The organism is Blattabacterium cuenoti (genome assembly GCF_014251595.1).
Lineage (GTDB): Bacteria > Bacteroidota > Bacteroidia > Flavobacteriales > Blattabacteriaceae > Blattabacterium > Blattabacterium cuenoti_Q.
Genome location: NZ_CP059192.1, coordinates 260027 through 286909 on the forward strand (window position 1 = coordinate 260027; position 26883 = coordinate 286909).

Here is a 26883-nt window from a genome sequence, read left to right on the forward strand (position 1 = left end):
ATTATAAATAAAATGAATTTTCATCATAAACCAGTTCTTATAAAAGAAAGTATAGAAAATTTGATAACAGATCAAGACGGTATTTATGTAGATGCTACATTTGGTGGAGGAGGACATTCTTATGCAATTTTAAATAAACTTAATCAAAAAGCAACTTTAATCGCTTTAGATCAAGATAAGGAATCTATCAAAAAAAATTTCATTATAGATGAACGTTTTCATCTATTTCACAACAATTTTATTCATATACGTGATATTTTGAATCATAATAAAATTGATAAAGTATCAGGAATATTAGCAGATTTAGGTATTTCATCTTTACAAATGGATAATCCTATAAGAGGATTTTCAAATCGATTCAATTGTTTATTAGATATGAGAATGAATACAGAATCCTTATATTCTGCTCAAAACGTTCTAAATGAATACTCAAAACAAGAGTTATTTCATATATTTTATGAATATGGAGAATTTAAAAATGCACAAAAAATTGCAGATAAAATATTAAAAAAACGTTTAAAAAAAAATATCACAACAACTTGGGATTTAGTTCATCTTTTTTTTGTGAAAGGATCTTTCAAAAAAAGAAAAAGATTTTTTGCCAGACTTTTTCAGTCTATACGAATAGAAGTTAATAATGAAATAAATGTTTTAAAAAATTTTTTGTTGGAATCTTCTAAAATTATTTTACCAAAAGGTAGAATTGCTGTGATTTCATATCATTCTGTGGAAGATCGAATTGTTAAATATTTTTTAAAAAAGGGAATAATAACAAATCAAATAAATTTTCAAACCATTCCATTCAGAATGATTCATAAAAAAGCAATTAAACCTAGTTTTCAAGAAATTATAAATAATCCACGATCTAGAAGTGCAAAATTAAGAATTGCAGAAAAAACTTAACCAATATTGTATCGTAAAATGAAAACAAATATACAGGATATTTTAAAAGGAAAATTTTTAGTAAAAGAAGACGCTTATCGGAGTTGGAATTTTATTGTTTTTATGACTGTATTATCTTTAATTAGTATAACCAGTTCACATATGATGGACAGAAAAATTAGAAAAATAACTAAAATTAGTGAAGAAATCAAGGAATTAAAATCTGAATATGCAGATTTACATAGTAAATGTATGAAAATGCAATTAGCTTCTTTTATCAAAAAAAAATTAGTTAATGGATTAAAACATTTAGAATCTCCTCCATATGAATTAGTAGTTATAGAAAATACAAAAAATATGGAATAATAAAATAAATCATGAAACGAAAAAGATATATTTTATTATATAAGTCTTATTTAATTGGTTTTTTATTCATATTTATTGCATCACTAATTATTTTCAATTTATTATATATTCAAAATTATTCAGAAGGATATAAAAAATCTGTTATAGAAAAAACGATTAGAACTAATTTAATTAAGGCAAAACGTGGAAATATTTATGCATCAGATAGTAGTATTCTAGCAATGTCTATTATAAGATATGATATTCATATTGATTTTAGATCTATATCCGAAAAATTATTTCAAAAAAATATTTATTCTTTATGTCATTCTTTAGAATATTTGTTTAAAAAACCAAAATTTTTTTTCTATAAAAAATTTCGATACGAAAAAAAAAAAGGAAATAGATATTTTTTATTAGCAAAAAACTTAGATTATCCGCATTTTAAAATGCTACGAAATTTTCCCATTTTCAATAAAGGACAAATACGAGGTGGATTCATAGTCGAAAAAAAGATATGTAGAATTCACACACTGGAAAATATTGGAAAAAGAACATTAGGATATGATGATCATAGAGGAAAAGCTGGTTTAGAAGGAGCTTTTAGTAAATATTTAAAAGGAAAAGACGGAAAAAGATTAGAACAACGTATTAGTTTTAAAATATGGAAACCGTTGAAATCAGAAAATGAAATTTATCCAGAAGATGGAAAAGATGTTTATTCCACCATAGATATATATTTACAAGATATCGCCTATCATGCATTACTTCAAGAATTATCCATTTCTCAAGCGGATCATGGATGTGTGATTTTGATGGATGTTAAAAGTGGAGAAATTCCTGCTATGATCAATCTGGAAAGAACTAAAAAAAATACTTACGAAGATTTAAGAAATTTTGCTGTATGGGAGGGGAGTGAACCTGGTTCTACTTTTAAAACTATGTCGATTCTTGCCGCTTTAGAAGACAAAAAAATAGATATCAATATGATTATAAATATCCAAGGAGGTATTTTAAAATTGAAAGGAAAAAAAATACGTGATAGTCATTATAATGGGTATGCTGAAATAAATCCCAAGCAAATTTTAGAATTATCTTCAAATGTGGGGATAGCTAAAATTATTTATGAAAATTATAAAAATAATCCGGATAAGTTTATAGAACATTTACATAAATGGAAATTAGATAGAAAGATAGGGATAGACATTCCGGGGGAAAGCATGCCTTTTATACCAAAACCTGGAGAAAAAAATTGGAGTAACATTACTCTACCATGGATGACTTTTGGATATAATATTAAATTAACACCTTTACAAATACTTACATTCTATAATGCCATTGCAAATCATGGAAAAATGATTAAACCTTTGTTTATAAAGGAAATAAAACATCATGGAAAAAGTATCAAAAAATATACAAAACCTATAGTCATAAATCCTTCCATAGTTGGAAAATCTTCTTTAATGAAAATTAAAAATATGTTAGAAGGAGTAGTAAAAAATGGAACGGCTAAAAAATATTATAACCCAAAATATCCTTATGCAGGAAAAACGGGGACAACTCAGTTAAATTATTGGATAAAAGGGAAACCCTTATCGTACAATAGTTCTTTTGTAGGATATTTTCCCGCTAAAAATCCAAAATATTCTTGTATTGTTGTTATTTCAAAACCAGAAAAAGGATATTATGGGATCGAGGTTGCCGTTCCTGTCTTTGATAAAATAGCTAAATCTATTTACCCCAGAATAGAAAGGAAAACATTTTTAAAATGTAAAGAAAATCAAAATAATTTACTAAACAAAATTATAGAATCAAAAAATTTATTTATTGATAATAAATGGATAATGCCTAACATCGTATCTATTCCTGGAAAAGAAATAATACCTATATTAGAAAATAGGGGGTTTCAGATCCAATATGAAGGAATAGGAAAAGTTGTGAGTCAATCTGTTCAACCAGGTAATAAATTGAAAAAAAATCAAATTATATTTTTGAAACTAGAAGAATGAAAAAACTATTAAAAAATATTCTGAAAAAAGTACGTGTATTAAAAATAATAGGACAAAATCCTTCTAAATTTGTAGAAGGAATTTCTATAGATTCAAGAATGGTACAACCCAATATGATTTTTGTTGCCATTAAAGGAAAAAAAATAGATGGACACCAATTTGTTATAGATGCAATACAAAAAGGGGCTAATAGTATTATTTATGAAAAAGATTCTTTTTTTATTCATCAAAAACATGTCACTTATATACTTGTTCAAGATTCTATGGAAACTTTAGGGGTTATATCATCTAATTTTTATGATCATCCTACAAAAAAAATAAAATTAATAGGAATTACCGGAACAAATGGAAAAACCTCTGTAGCTACAATATTGTATCAGTTATTTTCTAGAATGGGAGAAAAAAATATTCTGATTTCTACTATGGGAATTAAAATATTGTCTGAAGAATACCCCACAACACATACAACGCCAAATATTATTGAAATTAATAAATACTTGAATATTTCAGTGCAAAAAGGGTGCAAATACGCCTTTATGGAAGTTAGTTCACATGGGATACATCAAAAAAGAATTTCAGGATTATTATTTCAAGGAGGGGTTTTTACTAACATTACACATGATCATATAGATTACCATAAATCGTTTGATCATTATTTATCTACTAAAAGGCTTTTTTTTGAAAATTTATCTAAAAAAGCTTTTTCATTAATTAATTCCGATGATAAAAACTCATATGAAATAATAAAAAAAACTTTATCTAAAACTTATTTTTATGGTTTAAAAAAATATGCCAATTTTAAAATTAAAATTTTAAAAGAAAATATTTACGGAAATCAATTACTTATTGATGGTCATAAAGTCTTTACTCCTTTGATCGGAAGATTTAATATTTATAATTTATTAGCTAGTTACGCAACAGCTATTTTATTAGGAATAAATAAAAATGATATTCTTAAAAAAATAAAATTTATTAAACCCATAAAGGGTCGATTTGAACAATTTTTATCCAATTCAGGGATACATGTTATTGTAGATTATGCACATAATCCAGATGGATTAAAATCTGTTTTCAATGCTATTAAAACCATAAAAAAAAATGATGAAAAATTAATTTGTATCATAGGTTGTGGAGGAGATCGAGATGTAAAAAAACGTTCTTTAATGGGAAAAATTGTTTATGAAACATGTGATATATCGATTTTTACATCGGATAACCCCAGAAGTGAAGATATCAATAAAATATTAAACGATATGAAAGATTTTAAATCCCATATAAAAAAAAAATCTATTTTAACTTTTGTGAAACGAAAAGAAGCTATTAAAACGGCAATTCAAATTGCCAAAAAAAAAGACATTATTTTAATTGCTGGAAAAGGACATGAAACTTTTCAAGAAATAAAAGGAATCCGTTATTCTTTCAACGATATGAAAATTGCTCAAGATTTGTTAAAAACTTACGACAAGTAGGATGATAAATTTTTTCAAATGCTTTTAATTACTATTTATTTTTTTTTTAATATAAATTCTGTTTTTTACAGAGCCATTATAGGCTTTTTTTTATCATTTTGTATCGCTTTCATTTTATATCAAAAAATTATATGTTGGAATCAAAAAAGTAGTATGTTAGGAGAGAAAATACGAGATCTGGGACTTATGGGGCAAAAAGAAAAAGAAGGGACTCCCACGATGGGTGGATTTGTTATTATATTTTCTACATTAATTTCTACCATATTTTTTTCTAAATTAAATAATGTATATGTATTCATGTTGATAATGACGACATTGTATATGGGATGTGTTGGATTTATAGATGACTACATAAAAATAAAATATAATAAAAAAGGACTAGGTGTAATGGGGAAAATATTGAGTCAAATTGTATTAGGAATTTTTATTGGGTTTACTATGTATTTTAACACAAACCTTTCTATTCATGAAGAAAAAATAGAATCAAAAAATTTACATTTTTTCCGATACAAAGAACATGGATTTAAAACGACTATTCCTATTTTTCCTCCTATATATCATAATCATGAATTTAACTATGCTTCTATTTTGAGTTGGTATAATCCAAAATGGAAGAAATATGCATGGATTGTTTTTATACCTATTGTTGTCGTAATCATTACGTTTTTATCCAACGGAGCTAATTTAACTGATGGAATAGACGGATTAACAGCTGGTATTTCTTCTATCATTTTTGCTACTTTATCTTTATTATCTATCATTTCTAGCAATAAAATATATTCTTCTTATTTTCATTTTATATATCTTCCTCATCTAGAAGAGATCATCATATTCTCTTTTTCTTTTTTGGGATCTTTAATAAGTTTTCTTTGGTATAATACTTATCCAGCTCAAATTTTTATGGGGGATACTGGAAGCTTAACTATAGGAGGAGTTATCGCTACATTGTCGATTATCAATCGAAAAGAGTTGATATTGCCTATTTTATGTGGAATTTTTTTTATAGAAAATATTTCTGTAATCATGCAAGTATTGTATTTTAGATATTCTAAAAGAAAATATGGCATAGGAAAGAGAATTTTTCTCATGGCTCCTTTACATCATCATTTTCAAAAATTAGGATATCATGAAAATAAAATTTTCAATCGTTTTATCATTATACAAATGATGCTATCTATGTTAGTCTTTATTTTATTAATTATATAAATAAAAATCAAAACGAACAATGAAAAAAAAATTCATAGTTATATTAGGTGGAGGAGAAAGTGGAGTAGGGGCCGCTTTATTAGCTAAAAAAAATGGATTAAAAATATTTTTGTCAGATTCTGGAATAATTCGAGAAAAATACAAAAAAATTTTAATAAAAAATGAAATTCCTTTTGAAGAAAAAAGACATACAGAGAATTTTATTCTTAAAAATGCTATGAAAGTGATAAAAAGTCCTGGATTTTCTCGAAATCATCCTTTTATAAAAAAAATTATTTCGTTAGGAATTCCTATACAATCCGAACTAGAATTCGGAAAAAGTTATATAGAAAATTCTTATGTGATTGGAATCACAGGAAGTAATGGAAAAACAACAACTTGTTCTATTATTTATAAAATACTTAAAAAAAAAGGAATCAATGTAGGACTAGCAGGAAATATTGGATATAGTTTTTCTAAAGAAGCCATAAAAAAAAAGATGTTTATATATTAGAAATGAGTAGTTTTCAATTAGATGATTGTTTAAATTTTTGTTCAAATATTGCAGTTTTATTAAACATAACAAGAGATCATTTAAATAGATATGATCATATTGATCATTACATTGATTCCAAATTTAGAATAGCACTTTTTCAAAAAAAAGAAAATATTTTTATTTATAATCATGACGATCCTATTATAAGAGAGGGGTTAAAAAAATATTCGATTGTATCTCAATGTATTCCTTTTTCTATAAAGGAAGAATTACGTATCGGTGCTTATATAAAAGATCAAAAAATATTTATTCGAAATCAAAAAAATCAAGAAGTATTTTTTATAAACGTAAAAGATATTCCTTTAATCGGAGATCATAATCTATATAATATTATGGCTTCATTAATTATATCCGAAATATTAAATATTAATAAAAAATCAATAATTTCTACATTATTGAAATTGAAAGCAATAGAACATCGCATGGAAAAAATACGAAATATAAATGGAGTTCATTTCATAAATGATTCTAAAGCGACTAATGTAAATGCCGTTTTTTATGCATTAAAAACGATGAATGGGCCTATTATATGGATAGCAGGAGGAGAAGATAAAGGAAATAATTATGTAGAATTAATTCCTTTAGTTCAAAAGAAAGTGAAAGCTATAATTTTTTTAGGACAAAACAATGAAAAAATTTTCAATTTTTTTAAAAATATCATTGATATTATTTTAGTCACAAAAAATATTCGAAAAGCTGTTTATATGGCTTACATACTCTCTTCTCATGGAGATAATGTTTTGTTCTCTCCTGCTTGTTCTAGTTTTGACCTTTTTAAAGATTACAAGGAAAGAGGAAATAAATTTAAACAAGAAGTAAGAAAGTTGATTTATGAAAATTTATGAAAAAATAAATTTATTTTTAAATAGATATATAAAAGGAGATAAATATTTATGGGCTTTCATATCTTTGTTGGCTATATTTTCTTTTTTACCGGTTTATTCTGCTAGTACAAATTTAGTAACTACATATGGAGGGACAAATACAGTATTTAGTTATTTATTCAAACATGCTCTTTTTTTATCGGTTGGATTTTTGATTCTTTTTTTCACTCAATTTATAGACTATAAATATTTTTACCGTATATCTATTCTTTTTATGCCTATAGTATTTATTTTATTAATTTTTACGATGAGTCAAAGAAAAGAATTAGATGGAGTAAATGCTTCTCGTTGGTTACATATTCCTATCATTAATATATCTTTTCAAACTTCCAGTATAGCTGGATTGGTCCTTTTTATTTATTGTGCCAGATATTTAGATCAAAAAAAAAGAGAACGAATAAATTTTATAAATTCTTTTTTTCCCTTATTATTTCCAATATTTTTTATCATTGGATTGATTTTTCCGGCTAACGGATCAACTGCTGTGATTGTTTTTATATCTGTTTTGATTTTACTTTTTATAGGAGGGTATCCATTAATCAGTGTTATCGGAGTTCTTTTCATAGGAATTTTATTTGCAGGAATATATATTTTTTCTGTCATAAAATGGGGTGATCAAAAACCTATGAATAGGGTTTATACATGGAAAAGTCGTATAGAAAAATTTTTAGATCATGAATCTGAAGAAAGTTATCAAATGAAACAATCTAAAACGGCTATTGTTTTAGGAAACAAATTTGGTCGTGGACCCGGAAAAAGTGTTTTAAAAGCATTTCTTCCTCAATCTTCTTCAGATTTTATCTATGCTATTATAATAGAAGAATATGGGTCTTTCGGGGGAATAATTCTTCTATTTATTTATATTCTAATTCTTATGAGAATTATGATAATAGCTACGAAAGTAAAAAATTATTTTTGTTCTTTATTGGTGCTTGCTGTAGGTTTTCCTATTATAAATCAAGCCCTTATTAATATGGGGATTGCAGTGGGGTTATTTCCCGTTACAGGACAAACTTTACCACTGATTAGTGCTGGAGGGACTTCTATGTGGGTTACTTTTTTTAGTTTTGGAATCATATTAAGTATCAGTCGTATGATATATAATAAAAATTCGATGGACAACACTCAAATTATAACTCATCATGAACCATAATATTGCACCTAAAATAATTATTGGAGGTGGAGGAACCGGAGGGCACATATATCCGGGAATAGCTATTGCTAATGAACTTAAAAAAAAAATTCCAAAAATTGATATTTTGTTTATTGGATCTAAAAATCACATGGAAATGCGAGAAATTCCTAGATTGGGGTATTCTATTGAAAAAATTTGTATTTCAGGTGGAAAAAATAAATTTTTTTCTATATCAGGGTTGATTTTATCTATACAACTAATATATAGTTTATTTTTAGCAAATAAAATTATAAAAAAATTTTCTCCAGATATCGTTATCGGAACAGGTGGATTTGTCAGTTTTCCTACTTTATATGCCGCCAAAAAAAATAAAATACCTATTTTGATTCAAGAACAAAATGCTTTTCCTGGATTGACTAATAGAATATTTTCTCGTTATGCAAATAAAATATGCATTGCTTATGAACAAGCAAAAAAACATTTTCCAAAAGAAAAAACGATTATAACTGGAAATCCAGTCAGATCTGAAATATTAAAATTGCCTAGTAAAGAAGAAGCTTGTATTCATTTAGGATTAAAAATTACAAAACCTATTATTTTGTCTATAGGAGGAAGTCAAGGATCCAATAGTATGAATAATGCTTGGATAAAAGGATTAAAAAAAATAATAGAATTGGATATGCAGCTTATTTGGCAAGTAGGAAAATTTGATATAAATAAAATAAAAAACAATAAAATGTCTTATCATTCAAATATTATTTTTATGGAATTTATTGAAAATATACCGATATGTTATGCGGCTGCAGATATTATTGTATCTAGAGCTGGTGCTTTAACGATATCAGAAATATGTTTAATAGGAAAACCATATATATTAATTCCTTTTCCTTGGTCTTCAAATAATCATCAAAGTCAAAACGCTAAAATATTAGAAGAAAAAAAGGCCGCTGTAATTATAAAAAATGAAGAAATAGAACAAAAATTAGTGAATTCTGTTATTCAATTGGTGAATGATTGCAACATGAAAAAAAAAATGATAAAAAATATATTAGGTTTAGGGAAACCTAAAGCAACAAAAGATATTGTAAATGAGATTTTACAAATTATTTTATGAATTTAAACAAAATTAATTTTTTTTATTTTATAGGAATAGGAGGAATGGGAATGAGTTCTCTGGCTAAATATTTTCATACTATGGGGAAAATTGTTTATGGTCATGATCAAAATAAAACTTTTTTGACAAAAAAATTAGAAAAAGATGGAATATCCATCAATTATCATGATAATATTGAAATATTACCCAAGTGGGTTTTGTCCAAAGAATGTTTAATTGTGTATACCCCAGCTATTCCTAATCACCATAAACAATGGATATATTTAAAAAAATATAGTAAAAATATAAAAAAACGTTCTCAAGTATTGTCTTTACTTATAGAAAATGATATTTGTATAGCTATAGGAGGAACACACGGAAAAACAACTACTTGTACTGTGTTGGGACACATTTTATATAATGTTGGAATCAATGTAACTGCTTTTTTAGGAGGGATATCCGAAAATTATAAATCCAATTTAATATTGAATAATGGATTAAGTGGAACAAAAATTTTTTTGGTAGAAGCCGATGAATTTGATCGTTCTTTTTTATATTTATCTCCCAATATAGCATGTATCACATCTTTTGATCAAGATCATGTAGACATTTATCCCAAAAATGAATCCTTAAAAAAGGCATATATAACTTTTTCAAATAGAATAAAAAAACCATATAAAAAAATATTTTTATGTTCAGAAGAATCTTTTCAGTCTAACAATGCTATATATTTTTCTGTATTAAAAAAAGAAAATTATTATTCCGATCATCTTTATATCAAAGAAAATAAATGGTATTTTGATTTTCATACTCCTACAGAAATATGGAGATCTTTACCTTTACCTATTCCAGGTCTACATAATTTAAAAAATGTTACAGCGGCATTAGCTATATCTGACTATCTAAAAATTTCTAAAGAAAAAATAAGAAAAGCTTTATTTTTATTTAAAGGAATACAAAGAAGATATTTCATTCATTATCAATCTTCAAAAAAAATATATATAGATGATTATGCTCATCATCCTACAGAAATCAATGCTTTAATTAATACGGTTAAAGAATGTTTTCCAAATAAAAAAATATTAGGTATTTTTCAGCCTCATTTATTTAGTAGAACTAAATTTTTTGAAAAATCTTTTGCAAAAAGTTTAGAACATCTTGATATTTTAATTCTACTAGATATTTATCCAGCTAGAGAATTTCCCATAAATGGAATCAATTCTAATAGTTTATTGAAAAAAATAAACATGAAATATAAAGAAATATCTACTTTGTCCAAAGTTTTAGAAAAAATTGAAAAAAAAAATTTTGATATCATTTTAACAATAGGGGCTGGTGATATAGATTCCTTAATTTTTCCTATAAAAAAATGGTTGTGCCAACGATATGGATCAAAATAAATGAAACATAATAAAACATACTTTTCCATTATTTTATTATTATATATGATTTGCATGATATCACTTTTTTATTTTTCTCAAAAAACACATCAAAATAGAACTTTAAAAAAGTTGAATATTTTCATTGATCCTTTATCTAAAAATCATTTTGTAGATGATAAAATTATTAAAAATATTCTATTTTCTAAAACAGAAAAAATTGAAAATAAAATCGGTCAATTATGTATATTAAGAATGGAAAAAAAATTAAATAATTACCCTTTTATAAAGAAATCTGAAGTATTTCTTAGTGTTGATGGAACTCTCAATGTTCAAGTTTGGCAAAAAGAACCCATATTAAGAATCAAAAATGGAAATAAAGAATATTATCTTACTAAAGATGCTGAAAATTTAGAACTTTCTTCTTTTTATTCATCAAAAGTCATATTGGCGAAAGGACCATTTTTAAAAGAAGAAAAAAAATATTTAACAAGTTTAATCAATTTCATAAATTCCGATAAATTATTAAAAAATCAAATTATTAGTATCAAAAAAAATCATAAGAATTCATTTATTTTAATTCCAAAAATTGGTAATCATCATATTATATTAGGAAATATAAAAGATTTTAAAAATAAATTGAATAAATTAAAAGCATTTTATAATCAGTACCTAAATAAAATAGATATTAATCAATACAAAAGTATTGATTTACAATATAAAGACCAAATAGTCGCAAAAAAAAGATAAGTCTATGGAATATCAAGATATAGCTATAGGTCTTGATGTGGGAACCACGAAGATTGTAGCTATGGTAGGAAGGAGAAATGAATATAATAAAATTGAGATCTTAGGCATAGGTAGATCTAAAAGTGTAGGGGTGCATATAGGAGTTGTTAATAATATAACTCAAACCATTGAAGCTATTCGCGAAGCAGTATCCGAAGCAGAGCATAGTTCTGGTTTAAAAATAAAAGAAGTTATTGTTGGAATAGCGGGACAACATATTAGAAGTCTACAACATAATGATTATATTACGAGATTAGATTTTGAAAATGTTATCAATCAAAAAGATATACAAAAATTAATAGACCAAGTCCATAAACTAGTTATGCAACCAGGAGAAGAAATCATTCATGTTCTACCACAAGAATATAAAGTCGATAGTCAAGCAGAGATTGGAGAACCAATAGGAATGTATGGAAGTCGTTTAGAAGCAAATTTTCATGTAGTAATAGGACAAATTTCTTCTATACGAAATATTGGAAGGTGTGTAAAAGCTTCAGGTTTGAATTTAGCTGGAATGACTTTAGAACCTTTAGCTTCTGCTGAAGCGGTATTAAGTACTGAAGAAAGAGAAGCAGGTGTCGCTTTGGTGGATATAGGAGGAGGAACTACGGATATTGCTATATTTAAAGATAACATAATACGGCATACTGCCGTGATTCCTTTTGGAGGAAATGTCATTACTGAAAATATAAAAACAGATTGTTTAATTATTGAACGGCAAGCCGAATTATTAAAAATAAAATTTGGATCTGCATGGCCAGGAGAAAACAAAGAAACTGAAATTGTTTGTATTCCTGGATTAAGAGGTCGTGTCCCTAAAGAAATTTCTTTGAAACATCTTTCACAAATTATTCATATACGAGTATGTGAAATTTTAGAACAAGTAAATGTAGAAATCAAAAATTATGGAAATGAAGAACAAAAGAAAAGACTTATTGCTGGATTGGTCATGACAGGTGGAGGATCTCAACTTAAACATATTCGTCCATTAACAGAATATCTTACTGGAATGGACGTTCGTATCGGTTATTCTAATGAACATATTGCAGGAGGTGAAAATGGTATTATAAGCAATCCAGAATATGCAACATCTATAGGATTAGTCATTAAAGGACTTGATGATAAAAGAAAATATCTTTGTACAACTACAGATATGGAAAGGCATAAACATGATGAAAATTATGAGTTCATTTCTACAAAATTTTATAATAAAAATCGTAGATTAAATTATGAGGAAGATCATAATAAAAAAAATAAAACAAAATCAAAATCCTTTCTTGAAATTTGGGCAGATAAATTCCGTCAAATATTGAATGATACAGAATAATAAACCATGAAATGAAAAAAGAAGATTTAATTACATTAAAAAAAGAACACACACAATTGGAGTTTCCAAAAAATCGTTCAGCTTCCATAAAAGTAATTGGAGTAGGAGGAGGAGGAAGTAATGCTTTAAGTCATATGTTTGAACAAGGAATAACCGGTGTAGATTTTATAGCATGTAATACAGATGCACAAGCATTAAATAATAATCCAGTCCCTATAAAAATTCAATTAGGAGCTTCTATTACAGAAGGACTTGGTGCAGGAGCCGATCCAGAAGTGGGAGAAAAGGCCGCATTAGAAAGTTTGGAGGAAATAAAAAGTATTTTAGATTCTAATACTAAAATGACTTTTATTACAGCAGGAATGGGTGGTGGGACGGGAACAGGTGCTGCTCCAATTATTGCAGGAATTTCTAAAGAAAAAGGAATTCTGACGGTAGGTATAGTTACAATTCCATTTCATTTTGAAGGAAAAATGAGATTACAACAAGCTCAAAAAGGGATAGAAGCATTAAGAAAAAATGTGGATTCTCTTATTGTTATTAATAATGATAAATTGAGAGAATTATATGGAAATCTAGGATTTAAAGCCGGCTTTGCAAAAGCAGATGAAGTTTTGACTACTGCAGCTAAAGGGATTGCAGAAGTGATCACTCATCATTATAAACAAAATATAGATTTAAGAGATACAAGAACCGTTCTCAAAGAAAGTGGAACGGCTGTTATGGGTTCTTCTATTGCTGTTGGAGAAAATAGAGCAAAGGAAGCTGTTGTTCAAGCTTTAGATTCTCCGTTATTAAATGATAATAAAATTACAGGAGCCAAAAATGTTCTTCTTCTTATTGTTTCAGGAAAAATAGAAATTACTATAGATGAAATAGGAATTATCAGTGATTATATACAAGCTGAGGCAGGTAACAATGCAAATATTATTATGGGGCTTGGAGAGGACGAAAGTTTTGAGGAAAGTATTTCAGTCACAATAGTGGCGACAGGATTTCCAACGGAAATACAACGGGTGATTAATCAAGAAGAAAAAAAAATATTTCATAGGTTAGAAGAACCTTATGAACAAAAATTAAATAAAATGGAAGATATCCATTCTTATTCTAAACGTATTGATCCTTTTTTTTCAAAAAATTATTCTAAATCAAATCATTTAGAGAAATTTTTTTATAAAAATAAAAAAGACAATTATTCGTCAAATCAAAAACAAAATATTTTTGATCAGTCTATCAATTCAAGTTTTTTAGTCAAAAAAAAGCATAAAAAATATATGCTAGAAGATAGTTTTGATCTTCCTATTTCATACAAAAATGAAAATAAAAAAACATTAAAAAATAGCATTCATCAAAAAAAAGAAAATAATAAAAATCAAGAGAACAATTGATATTTCCTAGTATTCCAAAAGGAACCAAAGATTTTTCATCCATTGAGATGAGTAAACGAAATTATTTAATCCAAACGATTCGAAAACAATTTGAACTTTTTGGATTTGATACTATAGAAACACCTTCTATAGAAAACATTTCTACTCTTATTGGAAAATATGGAGAAGAAGGAGATTCCTTAATATTTAAATTATTACATTCAGGTAATTTTTTAAAAAAGAAAATTTTAGATTTTTTTAAAAATCTTGAAAAGAATCAAAAAACGGTGAATGTTGTAAAATATTTATCTGAATACATGTCCAATAAAGCTCTTAGATATGATTTAACGGTTCCTTTTGTTCGTTATGTTGTCATGCATAAAAATGAAATTGTTTTTCCTTTTAAAAGATACCAAATACAACCTGTATGGCGTGCAGATAGACCTCAAAAAGGAAGATTAAGAGAATTTTATCAATGTGATGCAGATATGATATCATTTTCTTCTTCTTTATGGGAAGAAATCGAATTAATTCAACTTTGTGACGAAATTTTCGATAAGTTAAATTTTCCTATCATTGTTTATATGAATCATAGAAATATATTATATGGATTGGTTGAAATAGCTGGAATCAAAGATAATTTATGGAAAGATTTTACTGTATCTTTAGATAAATGGAATAAAATTGGACGAAATTTAGTCAAAAAAGAAATGCTTAACAAAGGAATTTCATCTCAATCTTTTGATAAAATTGCGTTTTTTTTCGATATGGAGGGAAATTTCGATCAAAAAGAAAAATATTTGACTACAGCCTTACAAAATTCTGAAAAAGGAACAAGGGGGATCCGAGATCTTAGTTTTATTTATAAGAATATAAATCATATTTCTTTAAAAAAAACAAAATTAGAATGGAATCTTTCTTTAGCTAGAGGAATGAATTATTATACAGGTACAATATTAGAAATCGTTCCATTTAATAATAAGAGTTCCATTTCTATTGGAGGAGGCGGAAGATATGATGAATTAGCTAATTTATTTGGAATCAACAATATTTATGGAGTAGGAATTTCTTTAGGTTTGGATAGAATTTATTTAGCAATGGAGCAAGAAAATTTATTTCAAACTATTTGTAATAGTCCTTCAAAAGTTTTGTTTATCAATTTTGGAAATGAAGAAGTTTTATACGCATATAAAATAATAAAATTTTTGAGACAAAAAGGGATTTCGACTCAACTATACCCTAATGCGGATAAAATCAAAAAACAATTTAGATATGCTAATGATAACAATATTCCATTTGTGATTAGTATAGGAAAAAATGAAATCAACAAAAAAAAAATAAGAATGAAAAATATTCAAAAAAGAATAGAAAAAGAATATGATAACATTAACGACATTGTGATTCAATTAACAAAAAAATTATGAAAAAATTTGGTTGATTGCTTTTTTTTTCCAAATAAAAAATCCAATTATAGCCAATATAACAAGAATAATAAATAAAATTCCTGTCAATATAAATCCCTTAAAAAAATAAATAGGAACAGAAATTACATTTCCCACTATCCAAAATATCCAATTTTCTACTTTTTTCATGGACATTTGATACATACCAGAAAAATAAATTCCTGTTGTCAGGATATCCATCCAATCAAAATGAGATTTAAGTTTTCCATAAAAACAATAAACCATCATACTGAAAATACAAGTGAAAAAAAATAAAACAGAGGTGTAAAAATAATCTTTTGGTTTGCAAAAAGTAATAGATTTTTTATTTTTATCCTTTTTATACATCCATGCATACCATCCATAAAAACTCATAAATGTGTAATACAAATTAATAATAAAATCTCCATAAAGAGAAGTATTAAAAGTTAAATAACTGTATATCATCGTGCTCATTATTCCTATTGGATATACCCATATATTATTTTTTTGAGCACAAAAAACACTAAATATTGTAAATGTTACAGCTATAAATTCTAAAATTGTATGAAAAAAACTATTATGATAATAGGGATATAAAAGAAAGTTTATCCAATCATGTGTCATATTCACATTATTTGTCTATAATATAAACTAAGTAATGTTTCTCTATTTTTCTATAATAAGCATAAAATCGTTTACTATAGGAATCTTTTATAATCCAGCATGATATATAAGAATCCTTTTGAATACAAAAAGGAGAAACTTTATAATGATTTAAAAAACTATAAAAAACTCCTCCTTCTAGTTTATATAAACTTTCTTTAATTCCCCATATAATATGCAAATAATCTTCTTCATAATTTGGATGAATAAAAATAGATTCATCATCTCTAATAAATTTTTTTTTGATTTTCACTATTTTTTTATCTTCTCGTAATTTTTCTATGTCTATTCCTATATGATAAGAACTTATTGCTATAGCTACTCTTTCAAAAGAATGACTTAAAGAAATATGTTTTCCTGTATTTCCTGTATCAAAAATAAAAGGTTTTCTTTTTTCATTATAAGAGATATTCATTTTTATGCCTACATATCTCAAAACATAACGTATTCCTAAAAATTCTTTTTTTCGTTTTTTTGATAATGATAAAAAAAATATTTTCTCTTTATCGGAAAAAAAAAGTTTTTTTTTTCTTAAAAACATAGTTTCTGAAAAATGATTCCATCTAAAAACCATGATTATAGTATGAAACTTATAGCTCCAAAAATTCATTATATAATTATAATATATTTTTAAATCTAGCCATTTTTTTTGTACTATTGTGAATATTATATATGTATGAAAAAAAAAGTTGAAAAAGCGTTAGAAAATGTTATAATTATCGATAATAGAAATATTGTTGAATCTGGATGGGTCAAAAAGATAGATTTTATTAATAATGAAATAATAATCTATTTGAGTTTATCCAATCCTGCTATGCATATAAAAAATAAACTAATCAGAAATATTTCCCATTCTATAAAAAATAAAAATATTTTATATCCAGTACGGATTAAAATAGAAATCAAATCAGATCCCAAAATAAAACCTGTAATAAAAAATATAATAGCTATAGCATCTGGAAAAGGAGGAGTAGGAAAATCTACAATCGCAACAAATATTGCTGTTACTTTAGTTCAAATGGGTTTTCATGTTGGATTATTAGATGCAGATATTTATGGCCCTTCTATTCCATTAATGTTTCATATTAATGAAGAATCTGTTAATTTACAACATAAAAATGGAATTATGATTCCTATTACTAGTTACGGAGTTAAAATTATATCTATAGGTTTTTTTTCCCATCATGGGGAGGCTATTGTTTGGAGAGGCCCCATGGTTACTAAAGTTTTGAGACAATTTTTGCATGAAACCAATTGGGGAGAATTAGATTTTTTAATTGTAGATTTACCACCAGGAACAGGAGATATTCATTTATCTCTTTTAGAAGAAATTACAATAAAAGGAATTGTGATGGTAAGTACATCTCAAAAGATAGCCTTATCGGATGTACATCGATCTATAGGAATGTTTCGCATTAGATCTATTTATGCTCCCATACTTGGAATTATAGAAAATATGTCTTATGTTTTTTCAAAAAAAACTAAAGATAAAAGCTATTTTTTTGGAAAAAATGGAGTTATAGATTTTTCAAAAAAAATGAATCTTTTTTTTCTTGGAGAAATTCCTATGTTACAAGAAATACGAGAATATTCAGATTTAGGAATTCCTGTTGTTTTAAAAAACAAGGACGTTCAAAATATTTTTCGAAATATTTCGAAAAATATTATTAACCAATTATCTCAATGATAATTGTTTATTTATAAACAAAGTTTTATAAATTCTTTTACTATTAGTATTAATATAGATATAGATTTTTCTGTTTCTTGATAACAAAATGACTTATAAGAATTCATTTTATCGTCATGATTAGAATTATTAACCTGTTTTCCCATATGTTCTCCCATAATAGATATAGCAAATACTCGTAAATTTATATATCTAGCTATTATGACATCTGTTATAATATTCATACCTACACTATCTCCTCCCATAGATCGTATCATGGCATGTTCTGCATAAGTTTTATAATTAGGGTAAGGATAAGCAACATATATTCCTTTTTGAATAATGATATTATGATTCATTGCAATATTTTCTGCAATTTCTATCATTTTTTTATCATATGGCTCTGTAATTTCAAAAAATCTATTTTTTGTAAATTTATTTATATTAGAACATTCCGGAAAAAAATTAATATGATCCTTAATCAACATAATATCTCCCATTTTGTAGTTGGGATTAACTCTACCAGAAATATTAATCAATATTAATTTATCTATTCCTATATTTTTACACAATAGAACGGAGAAATTGTTTTTTCTATTCTTTTCATAAAAAGGTTCTATTAAAAAAACTACATTTTTATCTTCTATTTTACCGAATAAAAATTTTCCATATAATTTTTTTTTAGAAAAAAAGGGAATTTCTTCATAAGAAATACATATAGGATTTTTAATTTCTTCTATTAGTTGATCGAATTGATTTTCTAATAATAAAATTCCAAAATCAGGTTTTTCTTTGATTTTGTTTTGTATATATTGTTTTGATTTTTCTAAAGTCATAGTCATTGACATAAATTCAAGTTTTTATCAAATTATACGAATCTAACATCCTAAAAAGGAAAATAAAGTAAAATTGTATCATGATTTATTTTATTATTTGATTCATTGTCATTTTGACTTATTGTATGACAATTACTTCTCTTGATAAAGAAATACCAAACTTTTTTTTTATATTTTTTGTTATTTTTTCTGAAAAAGAAAATATATCTATTCCAGTAGCTTTTCCATAATTTAGCAAAATAATAGGTTTTTTTTCATATATTCCTACATTTCCAATTTTATTTCTTTTCCATTTCATATTTTGAATTAATGAATTAGCAGACAATCTGACTTTATGATTAGAAATATGATAACCTATAATAGTTGGATATTGATGTTTCATTTTTTCAAAATACAATTTTTCTACTACAGGATTTTGAAAAAAACTACCAGCATTTCCAATTTTTTTAGGATTGGGAAGTTTTTTTTGTCTAATATTAAAAATAGCCTGACTTAAATCGTTAATAGTCGGCGTTTTGATGTTCATATTTTCTAATTCTTTTTGAATTTCCACATAAGATGTATTTAATTGTTTATATTTTTTTTTTAAAATAAAAAAAACAGATACAATCATAAATTGATTTCTATAATGAGGATCTTTAAAGAAAGAATAACGATATTTTAATTGACATTCTTGACGTGTTAATTCTCTTATTTTTCTTTTGTTTGTTTCATATGCTTGCACTTTGATTAAAGTGTCTTTAACTTCTGCTCCATATGCTCCAATGTTTTGAATGGGAGCGGCTCCAACTGTACCAGGAATAAATGATAAATTTTCTAAACCACTAAATCCTTTTTTTATTGTCCAGTTTACAAATTCATTCCAATTTTCTCCAGCAAAAGCTTGAACAACGACTTGATCGTCATTTTCCTTAATGACTTTCTTTCCCTTTATTCCCATTTTTATGACTAATCCTGGATAATAACTTTTTAAAAAAAGAATATTACTTCCATTTCCTAAAAAAAGTTTTGAAACATATGGATATATATCGAAAATTTTTTGTATTTCTTCTATACTTTTCACTTCTACAAAATAACGAGCATAAACATTTATTCCAAATGTATTAAATTTTTTTAGAGAAAAATTTTTTTTAATAAACATGTGAAAAATATTTCATAAATATATAAATACAATTTTGTACGTAAATATTGTATGATTAAATTTATTCATAATAAAAATATAAAATTAATTTATGAAAAAAGTAGGAAGTTTTTTTTGGGGAGTTGTTTTAGGAACCATGGCTGGTTTAATAGCGGGAATAATATTATATCCAAAAAAAGAGGAAAAAATAAAAAATATATTAGAAAAAAAAACAGAAGAACTAAGAAATAACTTACAAGAAATTAGTAAAAAAATTGTAAAAAAAGTACATAAAATTAAATCGGATTTTGAAAATAAGTGGAAAAAAAATAAAGTAGAAAAAATAGATAAAGATAAAGTAGAAGATGAATTAGGAACTTAAAATTTAACTTTAAGTATTTTATTAAAATGTTCATTTTTATTAAAAATTTTATCCATAACAAATGGTGTATTTTTAGAAATGAAGTCATTCGAATATTGATTTTCATTATGACAGAGATTTTTTTGAATTTTTTATTATTAATATTTTGTATTATTATTTTTTTTTTAGTCAGCCTTGCTTTATGTTTTTTTATTTCTTTTTATTTTGGAAATTATGTTATAGGATTTGGAATTATAACTATTTTATATTTTTTAATTTTTATTATCATATTTTATCTTGGTAGAGATATTACGAAACTGATTATAAAGGATTTACTTAATAAATCTTTTATTAAAATTTTTGATCATAAAAAATAATATAAGATATTATGAAAAAATTAGAAATTGTTTATGGAATACATCCATTAATCGAAGCAATTATGGCTAAAAAAACAATTAAAAAGCTTTTTTTTCAAAAAGGATTGAGACAAGGATCAAGTGCTTACAAAAAATTAATAAATCTTTCCAAAAAAGAGCATATTTCCACTCAAACCGTTTCAAAACAAAAATTTTATCAATTAAAAAATAAAAATCATCAAGGAGTTTTTGGTATTACTTATCCTATAGAAACTTTTCATATAGAAAATTTACTTCCTCTTTTTTATAAAAAAGGGAAAAATCCACTTTTAATAATTTTAGATCGAATTACAGATGTCAGAAATTTTGGATCTATTATACGAACTTCGGCATGTGCAGGAGTAGATGCTATTATTATTCCAAAAAAATACACATCCATGATTGGATCTGATGCAATTAAAACTTCTTCAGGTGCTTTATTTAAGATTCCAATATGTCAAGAAAAAAATATATTGAATACAATCAAATTTTTGACGAATTCTGGATTAAAAATCGTTTCTGCTACAGAAAAATCCAATATATATTGGTATAATATTGATTTTTCCGGTCCAACAGCTTTAATATTGGGAAACGAAGAAAAAGGAATTTCTTCCAAATATTTAAAAATTTCCTACGAAAAAGCAAAAATTCCATCAATAAAAGGGATTTCATCTTTAAACGTATCTGTTGCTTGTGGTGTTATATTATATGAAATTTTTAGACAAAGAAAGTATCAATCTAAAATTCATTTTTAAATTGTTTTAAAAAACGAATATCATTATTAAAATAAATTCTAATATCTTTTATTTGATAAATTATTAGAGCTAAACGTTCAATTCCCAATCCAAAAGCAAATCCAGAATAAGTTTCTGAATTTATATTTACATTTTTCAAAACTTGGGGGTCTATCATTCCACAACCCATAATTTCGATCCATCCATTATTACAATATATATCTACTTCAGCACTAGGTTCTGTGAATGGAAAATAAGAAGGACGAAATCTAATCTTAACTTTTCCAAAAATAGAAGTGATTAAATAATCAATCGTTTGTTTTAAATCATAAAAAGAAACTTTTTTGTCTATATAAAATCCTTCCGTTTGATGAAACATAAAATTTGAACGTGATGATATCGTTTCATTTCTATATACTTTTCCAATGGACAATACACGAAATGGCGGTTTATGTTTTTTCATGTACCGTATTTGCACAGAGGAAGTATGTGTTCTTAACAAGATATCTGGATTTTTACACAAAAAAAATGTATCTTGCATATCTCTAGACGGATGATAAATTGGAATATTTAAAGCCGTAAAATTATGCCAATCATCTTCAATTTCAGGTCCATATACATAAGTAAATCCAATTTTCATAAAAATATCTATGATTCTATTTTTTATAATAGACAATGGATGTAGTCCTCCAATTTCTATTGATTTTCCCGGGACAGTCGGATCAAACTTTAATATTTTATCATTATTATTTTGGGATTGAAAAATATTTATTTTATTTTGAACTTCTTTTTTTAATTCATTAATAATTTTTCCGTAAATTTTTTTTTTATAAATGGAAATTTTTTTTAATTCTTTAAATAAACTTGTTATAATTCCCTTTTTTTTACTTATAAATTTAATTCTAAATGTTTCTAAATCATTGTATGTTTTAATATGAAAACATTTAATTTCTCCTTTAATTTTTTCGATTTTTTTATCCATATTTTATTCAAGAATATTTTCTTCATTCATATAACGAATAATTGCTTTTTTAATTAAAAATAATTGTCCTTCCTGATTAAAAGGAATTTTATTTTTCAATATATAATGTGGCCATCCTTCTTTATCTCTTCCAATGAAAAAATAATAACCAAAAGGTTCTAATATTCTACATATCGCAATATGTAAAATATTAATCTTATCTTCTTTATTGAAAAAACGATTCGTTCCTTTTCCCAATTCCTGTATTCCTATTAAGTAAATAATTCCAATTATATCAATTTTTCCTTCTATAGAAAAATTATTTTGTATATATGACGTGACTTTATTCCAATTGATATGAAATTGTTGCATAAATTTTATTTCCATTTTACTTAGTATTATATTATAATAAAAATAGTTATGTTAGATATAATTATTGTAATCCTAGTTTTATATGGAGGATATCATGGATATAAAAAAGGATTAATTTCTCAATTTTTAATATTTATGATATTTTTTATATTGATTTTTAAAGGGTTTTATATTTATAATTTTGTACAAGAAATATTAAAAAATATGAATATAGTACACAAAAAATCATATATTTTTATAATATATTCTGTAATCATTTCACTTTTTTTGATTATTTTTATGTCTTTTATAACTAAAAAAATAATAGAATTCATAATGATTATCACATGGATGAGACCTATAGATAAATTGGGAGGAGGAATATTAGGCATGATTAAATATTTTTTTTGTATTTCAATATGTATTCTTTTTATAAAAGAAGCAAATCAAAAAATAGATCTTTTTTCTGATGAAAATTTCTTGAAAAATTCCTTTGAAAAAAAATTTCAATTTTTTTTCTATCAAAAAGAATCTTTTTTTAATAAATTAAAAGAATTATATTTTAAATTTTATGAATTTTAGAGAAAAAATTTTCTCGATATCTTCAAAACAAGAATTCGATAATTTGACATGGGATATATTCCATTATCAAATTAATAATAATAAAATTTATAAAACTTATCTTCAACGCTTAGGGATAAATCCATTTGAAATAAAAAATATTTCTAAAATTCCTTTTTTACCTATTTCTTTTTTTAAAACACATCGTATTTTGAATAGTAATGTAATGGATTCTTATGATATCATTTTTAGTAGCAGCGGAACCACTGGAATAAAAAGTAAACATTATGTAAAAGATTTGAATGTTTATCTTGATAGTATTATAAAAAGTTTTGAATTTTTTTATGGTCCTATAGAAAAGTTTAAGTTTTTAGGATTTTTTCCTATAGATAGAAAAAATTCTTCTTTAATTTATATGGTCAAATATTTCATAAAAAAAACATATAAAAATGGAAGTCATTTTGTTCCCTATACTTCTTATCAAGATATCCATCTTATTCCTCATCAAAATGATAAAAATATTTTCATTTTTGGACTTAGTTTCTCTTTATTGGATTTTATAGAAAAAAATAATAAAATGAAACAAACTAAACATAAAAATGAAATCATAATTATGGAAACAGGAGGGATGAAGGGAAAAAGAAAAGAAATTATTCGAGAAGAATTACACAATCTTTTGAAAGATTTTTTTTGTGTAAAGGAAATTCATTCTGAATATGGAATGACAGAATTACTTTCTCAAGCATATGCGAAAAAAAACGGTATATTTCAATGTCCTCCTTGGATGAAAATATATATAAGAGATACTGAAGATCCTTTGATCCATATTGATAATAATAGAATAGGAGGAATCGATGTTATCGATTTATCGAATTATTTATCTTGTCCTTTTGTTTCTACCGAAGATTTGGGAAAAAAAATAAATTATAATAAATTCGAAGTGTTAGGAAGAATAGATTTTTCGGAAATACGGGGATGTAACACGATGGATCCCTAAAAAGCTAAAAAAGATGCGTCTTTTTTGGAGGAAATATGGGATAAAGACTTGTGATACAATATGATAATATTTTCTATGTTTTCCGTTATTTTTTTGGATTGTAAAAGAATGTCTAACATCAATAAAGTGTTTTTCGTTCCATATCTCTTATTTATGATTCCCATTACTTGTTGATTCATTTGCTCCTCAATTTTTTTGATAATTTGATTTTGTATCATACAAGAAAATTGAATTTTCTTATAATTTTCATCTATTGTGATTTTTTTTATGATATTGAAATGTTCCATCATAAGAAGCTCAAGTATAAGTAAATTCTTTTTTTGTTTATATTTTAAAGGTTTATGGCTATTGATAACATGAAATAATGTATGATTCGTTATAATATCCGAAGATTCAATAATTTCTTTAATTTTATTGTATATATGTAGATAAAAAATTCCAGCAATTGGTTCGCGATTTTTCGTTTTTCTAATCACTTTAATTAGAGAATTATGTATATCTGCATAGTTTTCTTTTACTTTTAAAAAATTATTACGACTTTTATGAAGAGTTTTTAAATTTTCTTGAGTAATACCTTCTATACTATTTTTGTATATATTCTCAATATATTCAAGCATCGGTTTTATAATATCGAAAGTTTTGCTTAAAGTAGTCTCTAAAGTAAGGTTTTCTATACCCAAAAACGGTTTTTCCTCTTTTTTTTGATTTTGTATTTTATTATAGTTTTTATAACTCCTATAAAAAACAAATAAAATCAAAAAAATAATAAAGGATAAAGCCCATGCTTGAAAAAAGTATAAAAAAATGGCCGTGATTCCTGCCATAGTAAAGGCAATTAAACCTGTTAAAAACCATCCTCTTATGACTTTTAATACCCCTGAAACTCTATAAACAGCACTTTCTCTATCCCAAGCCCTATCTGAAAGAGACGTCCCCATAGATACCATAAAAGTCACAAAAGTTGTCGATAATGGAAGTTTTTGAACTGTAGCTATAGATATCAAAATGCTGGATATAGTTAAATTAGCAGAAGCTCTAACTAAATCAAAAGCGATATTTTCTTCTTTTTGTATTTTTTTTTGTTTAAAGTTTTTTTCTATTTTTACCAAAAATCTTTTGGGAAATAATTTAAATAAATGATTTCCTAAATATAAAAAAAATCGAACAATTCCTCTAGAAAAGGAATTGGATAAAAATTTTTCTGGTCCTTCGTTTTGTCTACTTAAATTGATTTCTGTACTTGTAATATTTTTTGTTTTTTTGGAAAACCAAAGAGTCAATATCATAATCATTCCTGCAAAAATTAAAACGGAAGATGGTACTTTTACATTTCCAGATAAACTTTTCATATTGAACTTTTCAGCAGGAGGACTACCTGATTCTTTCCATATATTATATGATTGTAAACTCGCTATAGGAATTCCAATAAAATTGACCAAATCATTTCCTGCAAAAGCCATAGCTAAAGAAAAAGTACCATATAATACAACAAATTTTAATATGTTATATCCTAAAGAAACAAATATCTTTGCTATAATAGCCCATGTTGAAAATAATATAAATAAAAAAATAAAAAAATTATGGTGAATCCACCTGATGAAGTATTGAATATATAAGGAAAATCCTGTTAAATTTTCATCCATAAATCCCTGTAAAGTACTATGCAATCCTTTCACAATTAGAAAATAAGTCATACTACTCAATGAAATGGCACTCCATATTACTCCTACATATTTTAATCTCGTTTCATATTCAAAACTAAAAAAATAACGAATAAAATAATGGATAAAAGCACCGGAAGTAAAAGAAATGATAATAGATAAAAAAATCCCCATACTAATGGTCAATGTTTTCTCCGTTTTAATATATAAAGTTAAATGATGAAATGGTTCATTATTGAACGGAGAAATCATTTTTATCATGGCTATGCTGAAAGCTGACCCTAATAAACAAAAAACCATAGATACTGTAGTTGAAGTTGGTAAACCCAAAGTGTTAAAAACATCTAGTAAAATAATATCGGATATCATAACTGCTAAAAAAATAAAAATAACATCTGAAAAATAGAAATAAGAAGGATCAAATACTCCTTTTCTAGCGACCTCCATCATTCCACTAGATAAAAAAGCACCTAATAAAATTCCCAAACTAGCAAAAATCATAATAGTTCGACGGGAAGCTACTTGAGATCCAATAGCAGAATTTAGAAAATTAACGGCATCATTAATTAAACCAACAATAATATCAAATATAGATAAGAAAAAAAGAACCACTATAATTGAGGGATAAAAAAGTTTCATAATAATAAATATTACTGAATTCACAAAAAAACAAAAGTATATTATTAATGGAATGTTTATTTTTTATATTTATAATTTATAATAAATAGTGAAT

Annotated in this window: 26 protein-coding genes; 19 read left to right on the top strand and 7 right to left on the bottom strand. The window is 25.3% G+C overall.

The annotated features are described in order from the left end of the window. Window positions 1–12: 12 nt before the first annotated feature. Genes rsmH through hisS form a run of 14 tightly spaced genes read left to right on the top strand, consistent with a single transcriptional unit; the run spans window position 13 to window position 15844 of the window. Window positions 13–903 (top strand): 16S rRNA (cytosine(1402)-N(4))-methyltransferase RsmH, encoded by an 891-nt coding sequence (rsmH, locus tag H0H66_RS01235; protein ID WP_185858173.1) that lies wholly within the window; start codon window positions 13–15, stop codon window positions 901–903. 18 nt (window positions 904–921) lie between these two features. After that, on the top strand, window positions 922–1248 hold the full coding sequence (locus tag H0H66_RS01240) for an FtsL-like putative cell division protein (RefSeq protein ID WP_185858174.1): 327 nt from the start codon (window positions 922–924) through the stop codon (window positions 1246–1248). Window positions 1249–1259: 11 nt separating this feature from the next. Further along, complete coding sequence (locus H0H66_RS01245; RefSeq protein ID WP_185858175.1) at window positions 1260–3236, top strand: penicillin-binding protein; 1977 nt, start codon at window positions 1260–1262, stop codon at window positions 3234–3236. Beyond that, window positions 3233–4705: a UDP-N-acetylmuramoyl-L-alanyl-D-glutamate--2,6-diaminopimelate ligase gene (locus H0H66_RS01250; RefSeq protein WP_185858176.1), complete on the top strand. Its 1473-nt coding sequence runs from the start codon at window positions 3233–3235 to the stop codon at window positions 4703–4705. Before H0H66_RS01245 ends, H0H66_RS01250 begins: the two co-directional genes overlap by 4 nt. Window positions 4706–4723: 18 nt before the next feature. Continuing rightward, on the top strand, window positions 4724–5911 hold the full coding sequence (mraY, locus tag H0H66_RS01255; RefSeq protein WP_185858177.1) for a phospho-N-acetylmuramoyl-pentapeptide-transferase: 1188 nt from the start codon (window positions 4724–4726) through the stop codon (window positions 5909–5911). Between the two features lie 19 nt (window positions 5912–5930). After that, the gene (locus H0H66_RS03130) at window positions 5931–6404 is read left to right on the top strand and encodes a Mur ligase family protein (protein WP_317167873.1); all 474 of its coding nucleotides are present in this window, start codon (window positions 5931–5933) and stop codon (window positions 6402–6404) included. Between the two features lie 2 nt (window positions 6405–6406). Further along, window positions 6407–7291, top strand: a complete 885-nt coding sequence (gene murD / locus H0H66_RS01260) for a UDP-N-acetylmuramoyl-L-alanine--D-glutamate ligase (protein ID WP_317167874.1) — start codon at window positions 6407–6409, stop codon at window positions 7289–7291. Beyond that, complete coding sequence (locus H0H66_RS01265; RefSeq protein WP_185858178.1) at window positions 7278–8483, top strand: FtsW/RodA/SpoVE family cell cycle protein; 1206 nt, start codon at window positions 7278–7280, stop codon at window positions 8481–8483. The genes murD and H0H66_RS01265 overlap by 14 nt, the downstream gene beginning before the upstream one ends. Continuing rightward, window positions 8473–9579 carry an undecaprenyldiphospho-muramoylpentapeptide beta-N-acetylglucosaminyltransferase gene (gene murG / locus H0H66_RS01270; RefSeq protein ID WP_185858179.1) on the top strand — a complete coding sequence of 369 codons (1107 nt, stop codon included), beginning with the start codon at window positions 8473–8475 and terminating at the stop codon, window positions 9577–9579. The genes H0H66_RS01265 and murG overlap by 11 nt, the downstream gene beginning before the upstream one ends. Further along, window positions 9576–10958, top strand: coding sequence for a UDP-N-acetylmuramate--L-alanine ligase (gene murC, locus H0H66_RS01275; RefSeq protein WP_185858180.1), 1383 nt, complete (start codon window positions 9576–9578; stop codon window positions 10956–10958). The genes murG and murC overlap by 4 nt, the downstream gene beginning before the upstream one ends. After that, on the top strand, window positions 10959–11687 hold the full coding sequence (locus tag H0H66_RS01280; RefSeq protein ID WP_185858181.1) for a cell division protein FtsQ/DivIB: 729 nt from the start codon (window positions 10959–10961) through the stop codon (window positions 11685–11687). Between the two features lie 4 nt (window positions 11688–11691). Then, window positions 11692–13053 carry a cell division protein FtsA gene (ftsA, locus tag H0H66_RS01285; RefSeq protein ID WP_185858182.1) on the top strand — a complete coding sequence of 454 codons (1362 nt, stop codon included), beginning with the start codon at window positions 11692–11694 and terminating at the stop codon, window positions 13051–13053. Window positions 13054–13064: 11 nt separating this feature from the next. Beyond that, on the top strand, window positions 13065–14441 hold the full coding sequence (gene ftsZ / locus H0H66_RS01290; protein ID WP_185858183.1) for a cell division protein FtsZ: 1377 nt from the start codon (window positions 13065–13067) through the stop codon (window positions 14439–14441). Then, window positions 14438–15844 carry a histidine--tRNA ligase gene (gene hisS / locus H0H66_RS01295; RefSeq protein ID WP_185858184.1) on the top strand — a complete coding sequence of 469 codons (1407 nt, stop codon included), beginning with the start codon at window positions 14438–14440 and terminating at the stop codon, window positions 15842–15844. Before ftsZ ends, hisS begins: the two co-directional genes overlap by 4 nt. Here hisS and pnuC read toward each other — a convergent pair. Further along, window positions 15839–16468 carry a nicotinamide riboside transporter PnuC gene (gene pnuC / locus H0H66_RS01300; protein ID WP_185858185.1) on the bottom strand — a complete coding sequence of 210 codons (630 nt, stop codon included), beginning with the start codon at window positions 16466–16468 and terminating at the stop codon, window positions 15839–15841. The genes hisS and pnuC overlap by 6 nt on opposite strands. Before the next feature lie 7 nt (window positions 16469–16475). Beyond that, complete coding sequence (locus tag H0H66_RS01305; protein ID WP_185858186.1) at window positions 16476–17117, bottom strand: 4'-phosphopantetheinyl transferase family protein; 642 nt, start codon at window positions 17115–17117, stop codon at window positions 16476–16478. A gap of 66 nt (window positions 17118–17183) precedes the next feature. On the opposite strand from H0H66_RS01305, the gene H0H66_RS01310 reads away from it, so the two are divergent. Continuing rightward, on the top strand, window positions 17184–18194 hold the full coding sequence (locus tag H0H66_RS01310) for an Mrp/NBP35 family ATP-binding protein (protein WP_185858187.1): 1011 nt from the start codon (window positions 17184–17186) through the stop codon (window positions 18192–18194). 11 nt (window positions 18195–18205) lie between these two features. Here H0H66_RS01310 and H0H66_RS01315 read toward each other — a convergent pair whose 3' ends face one another. Both H0H66_RS01315 and murB read right to left on the bottom strand, forming a co-directional pair. Beyond that, on the bottom strand, window positions 18206–19021 hold the full coding sequence (locus H0H66_RS01315; protein ID WP_238785065.1) for a purine-nucleoside phosphorylase: 816 nt from the start codon (window positions 19019–19021) through the stop codon (window positions 18206–18208). 106 nt (window positions 19022–19127) lie between these two features. Next, the gene (murB, locus tag H0H66_RS01320; protein WP_185858188.1) at window positions 19128–20150 is read right to left on the bottom strand and encodes a UDP-N-acetylmuramate dehydrogenase; all 1023 of its coding nucleotides are present in this window, start codon (window positions 20148–20150) and stop codon (window positions 19128–19130) included. A 91-nt stretch (window positions 20151–20241) separates the two neighbouring features. Between murB and H0H66_RS01325 the strand changes: the two genes are divergently transcribed. Together H0H66_RS01325 and rlmB are read left to right on the top strand one after the other, a co-directional pair. Further along, window positions 20242–20511, top strand: coding sequence for a YtxH domain-containing protein (locus H0H66_RS01325; protein WP_185858189.1), 270 nt, complete (start codon window positions 20242–20244; stop codon window positions 20509–20511). A 367-nt stretch (window positions 20512–20878) separates the two neighbouring features. Then, window positions 20879–21640, top strand: a complete 762-nt coding sequence (gene rlmB, locus H0H66_RS01330; protein ID WP_185858190.1) for a 23S rRNA (guanosine(2251)-2'-O)-methyltransferase RlmB — start codon at window positions 20879–20881, stop codon at window positions 21638–21640. Here rlmB and pheS read toward each other — a convergent pair. Then, complete coding sequence (gene pheS / locus H0H66_RS01335; protein WP_185858191.1) at window positions 21624–22601, bottom strand: phenylalanine--tRNA ligase subunit alpha; 978 nt, start codon at window positions 22599–22601, stop codon at window positions 21624–21626. The genes rlmB and pheS overlap by 17 nt on opposite strands. A 3-nt stretch (window positions 22602–22604) precedes the next feature. Further along, a complete protein-coding gene (locus tag H0H66_RS01340; protein WP_185858192.1) occupies window positions 22605–22967 on the bottom strand; it encodes a hypothetical protein in 363 nt (120 codons plus the stop codon). A gap of 33 nt (window positions 22968–23000) precedes the next feature. Between H0H66_RS01340 and H0H66_RS01345 the strand changes: the two genes are divergently transcribed. Both H0H66_RS01345 and H0H66_RS01350 read left to right on the top strand, forming a co-directional pair. Continuing rightward, the gene (locus H0H66_RS01345) at window positions 23001–23513 is read left to right on the top strand and encodes a CvpA family protein (protein ID WP_185858193.1); all 513 of its coding nucleotides are present in this window, start codon (window positions 23001–23003) and stop codon (window positions 23511–23513) included. Continuing rightward, entirely contained in the window at window positions 23503–24489 is a 987-nt protein-coding gene (locus H0H66_RS01350) for a long-chain-fatty-acid--protein ligase (protein WP_185858194.1), read from the top strand. The genes H0H66_RS01345 and H0H66_RS01350 overlap by 11 nt, the downstream gene beginning before the upstream one ends. Here the strand turns inward: H0H66_RS01350 and H0H66_RS01355 are convergent. Beyond that, window positions 24486–26789 carry an inorganic phosphate transporter gene (locus H0H66_RS01355; protein WP_185858195.1) on the bottom strand — a complete coding sequence of 768 codons (2304 nt, stop codon included), beginning with the start codon at window positions 26787–26789 and terminating at the stop codon, window positions 24486–24488. The two genes, H0H66_RS01350 and H0H66_RS01355, sit on opposite strands and share 4 nt — an antisense overlap. Window positions 26790–26883 lie beyond the last annotated feature (94 nt).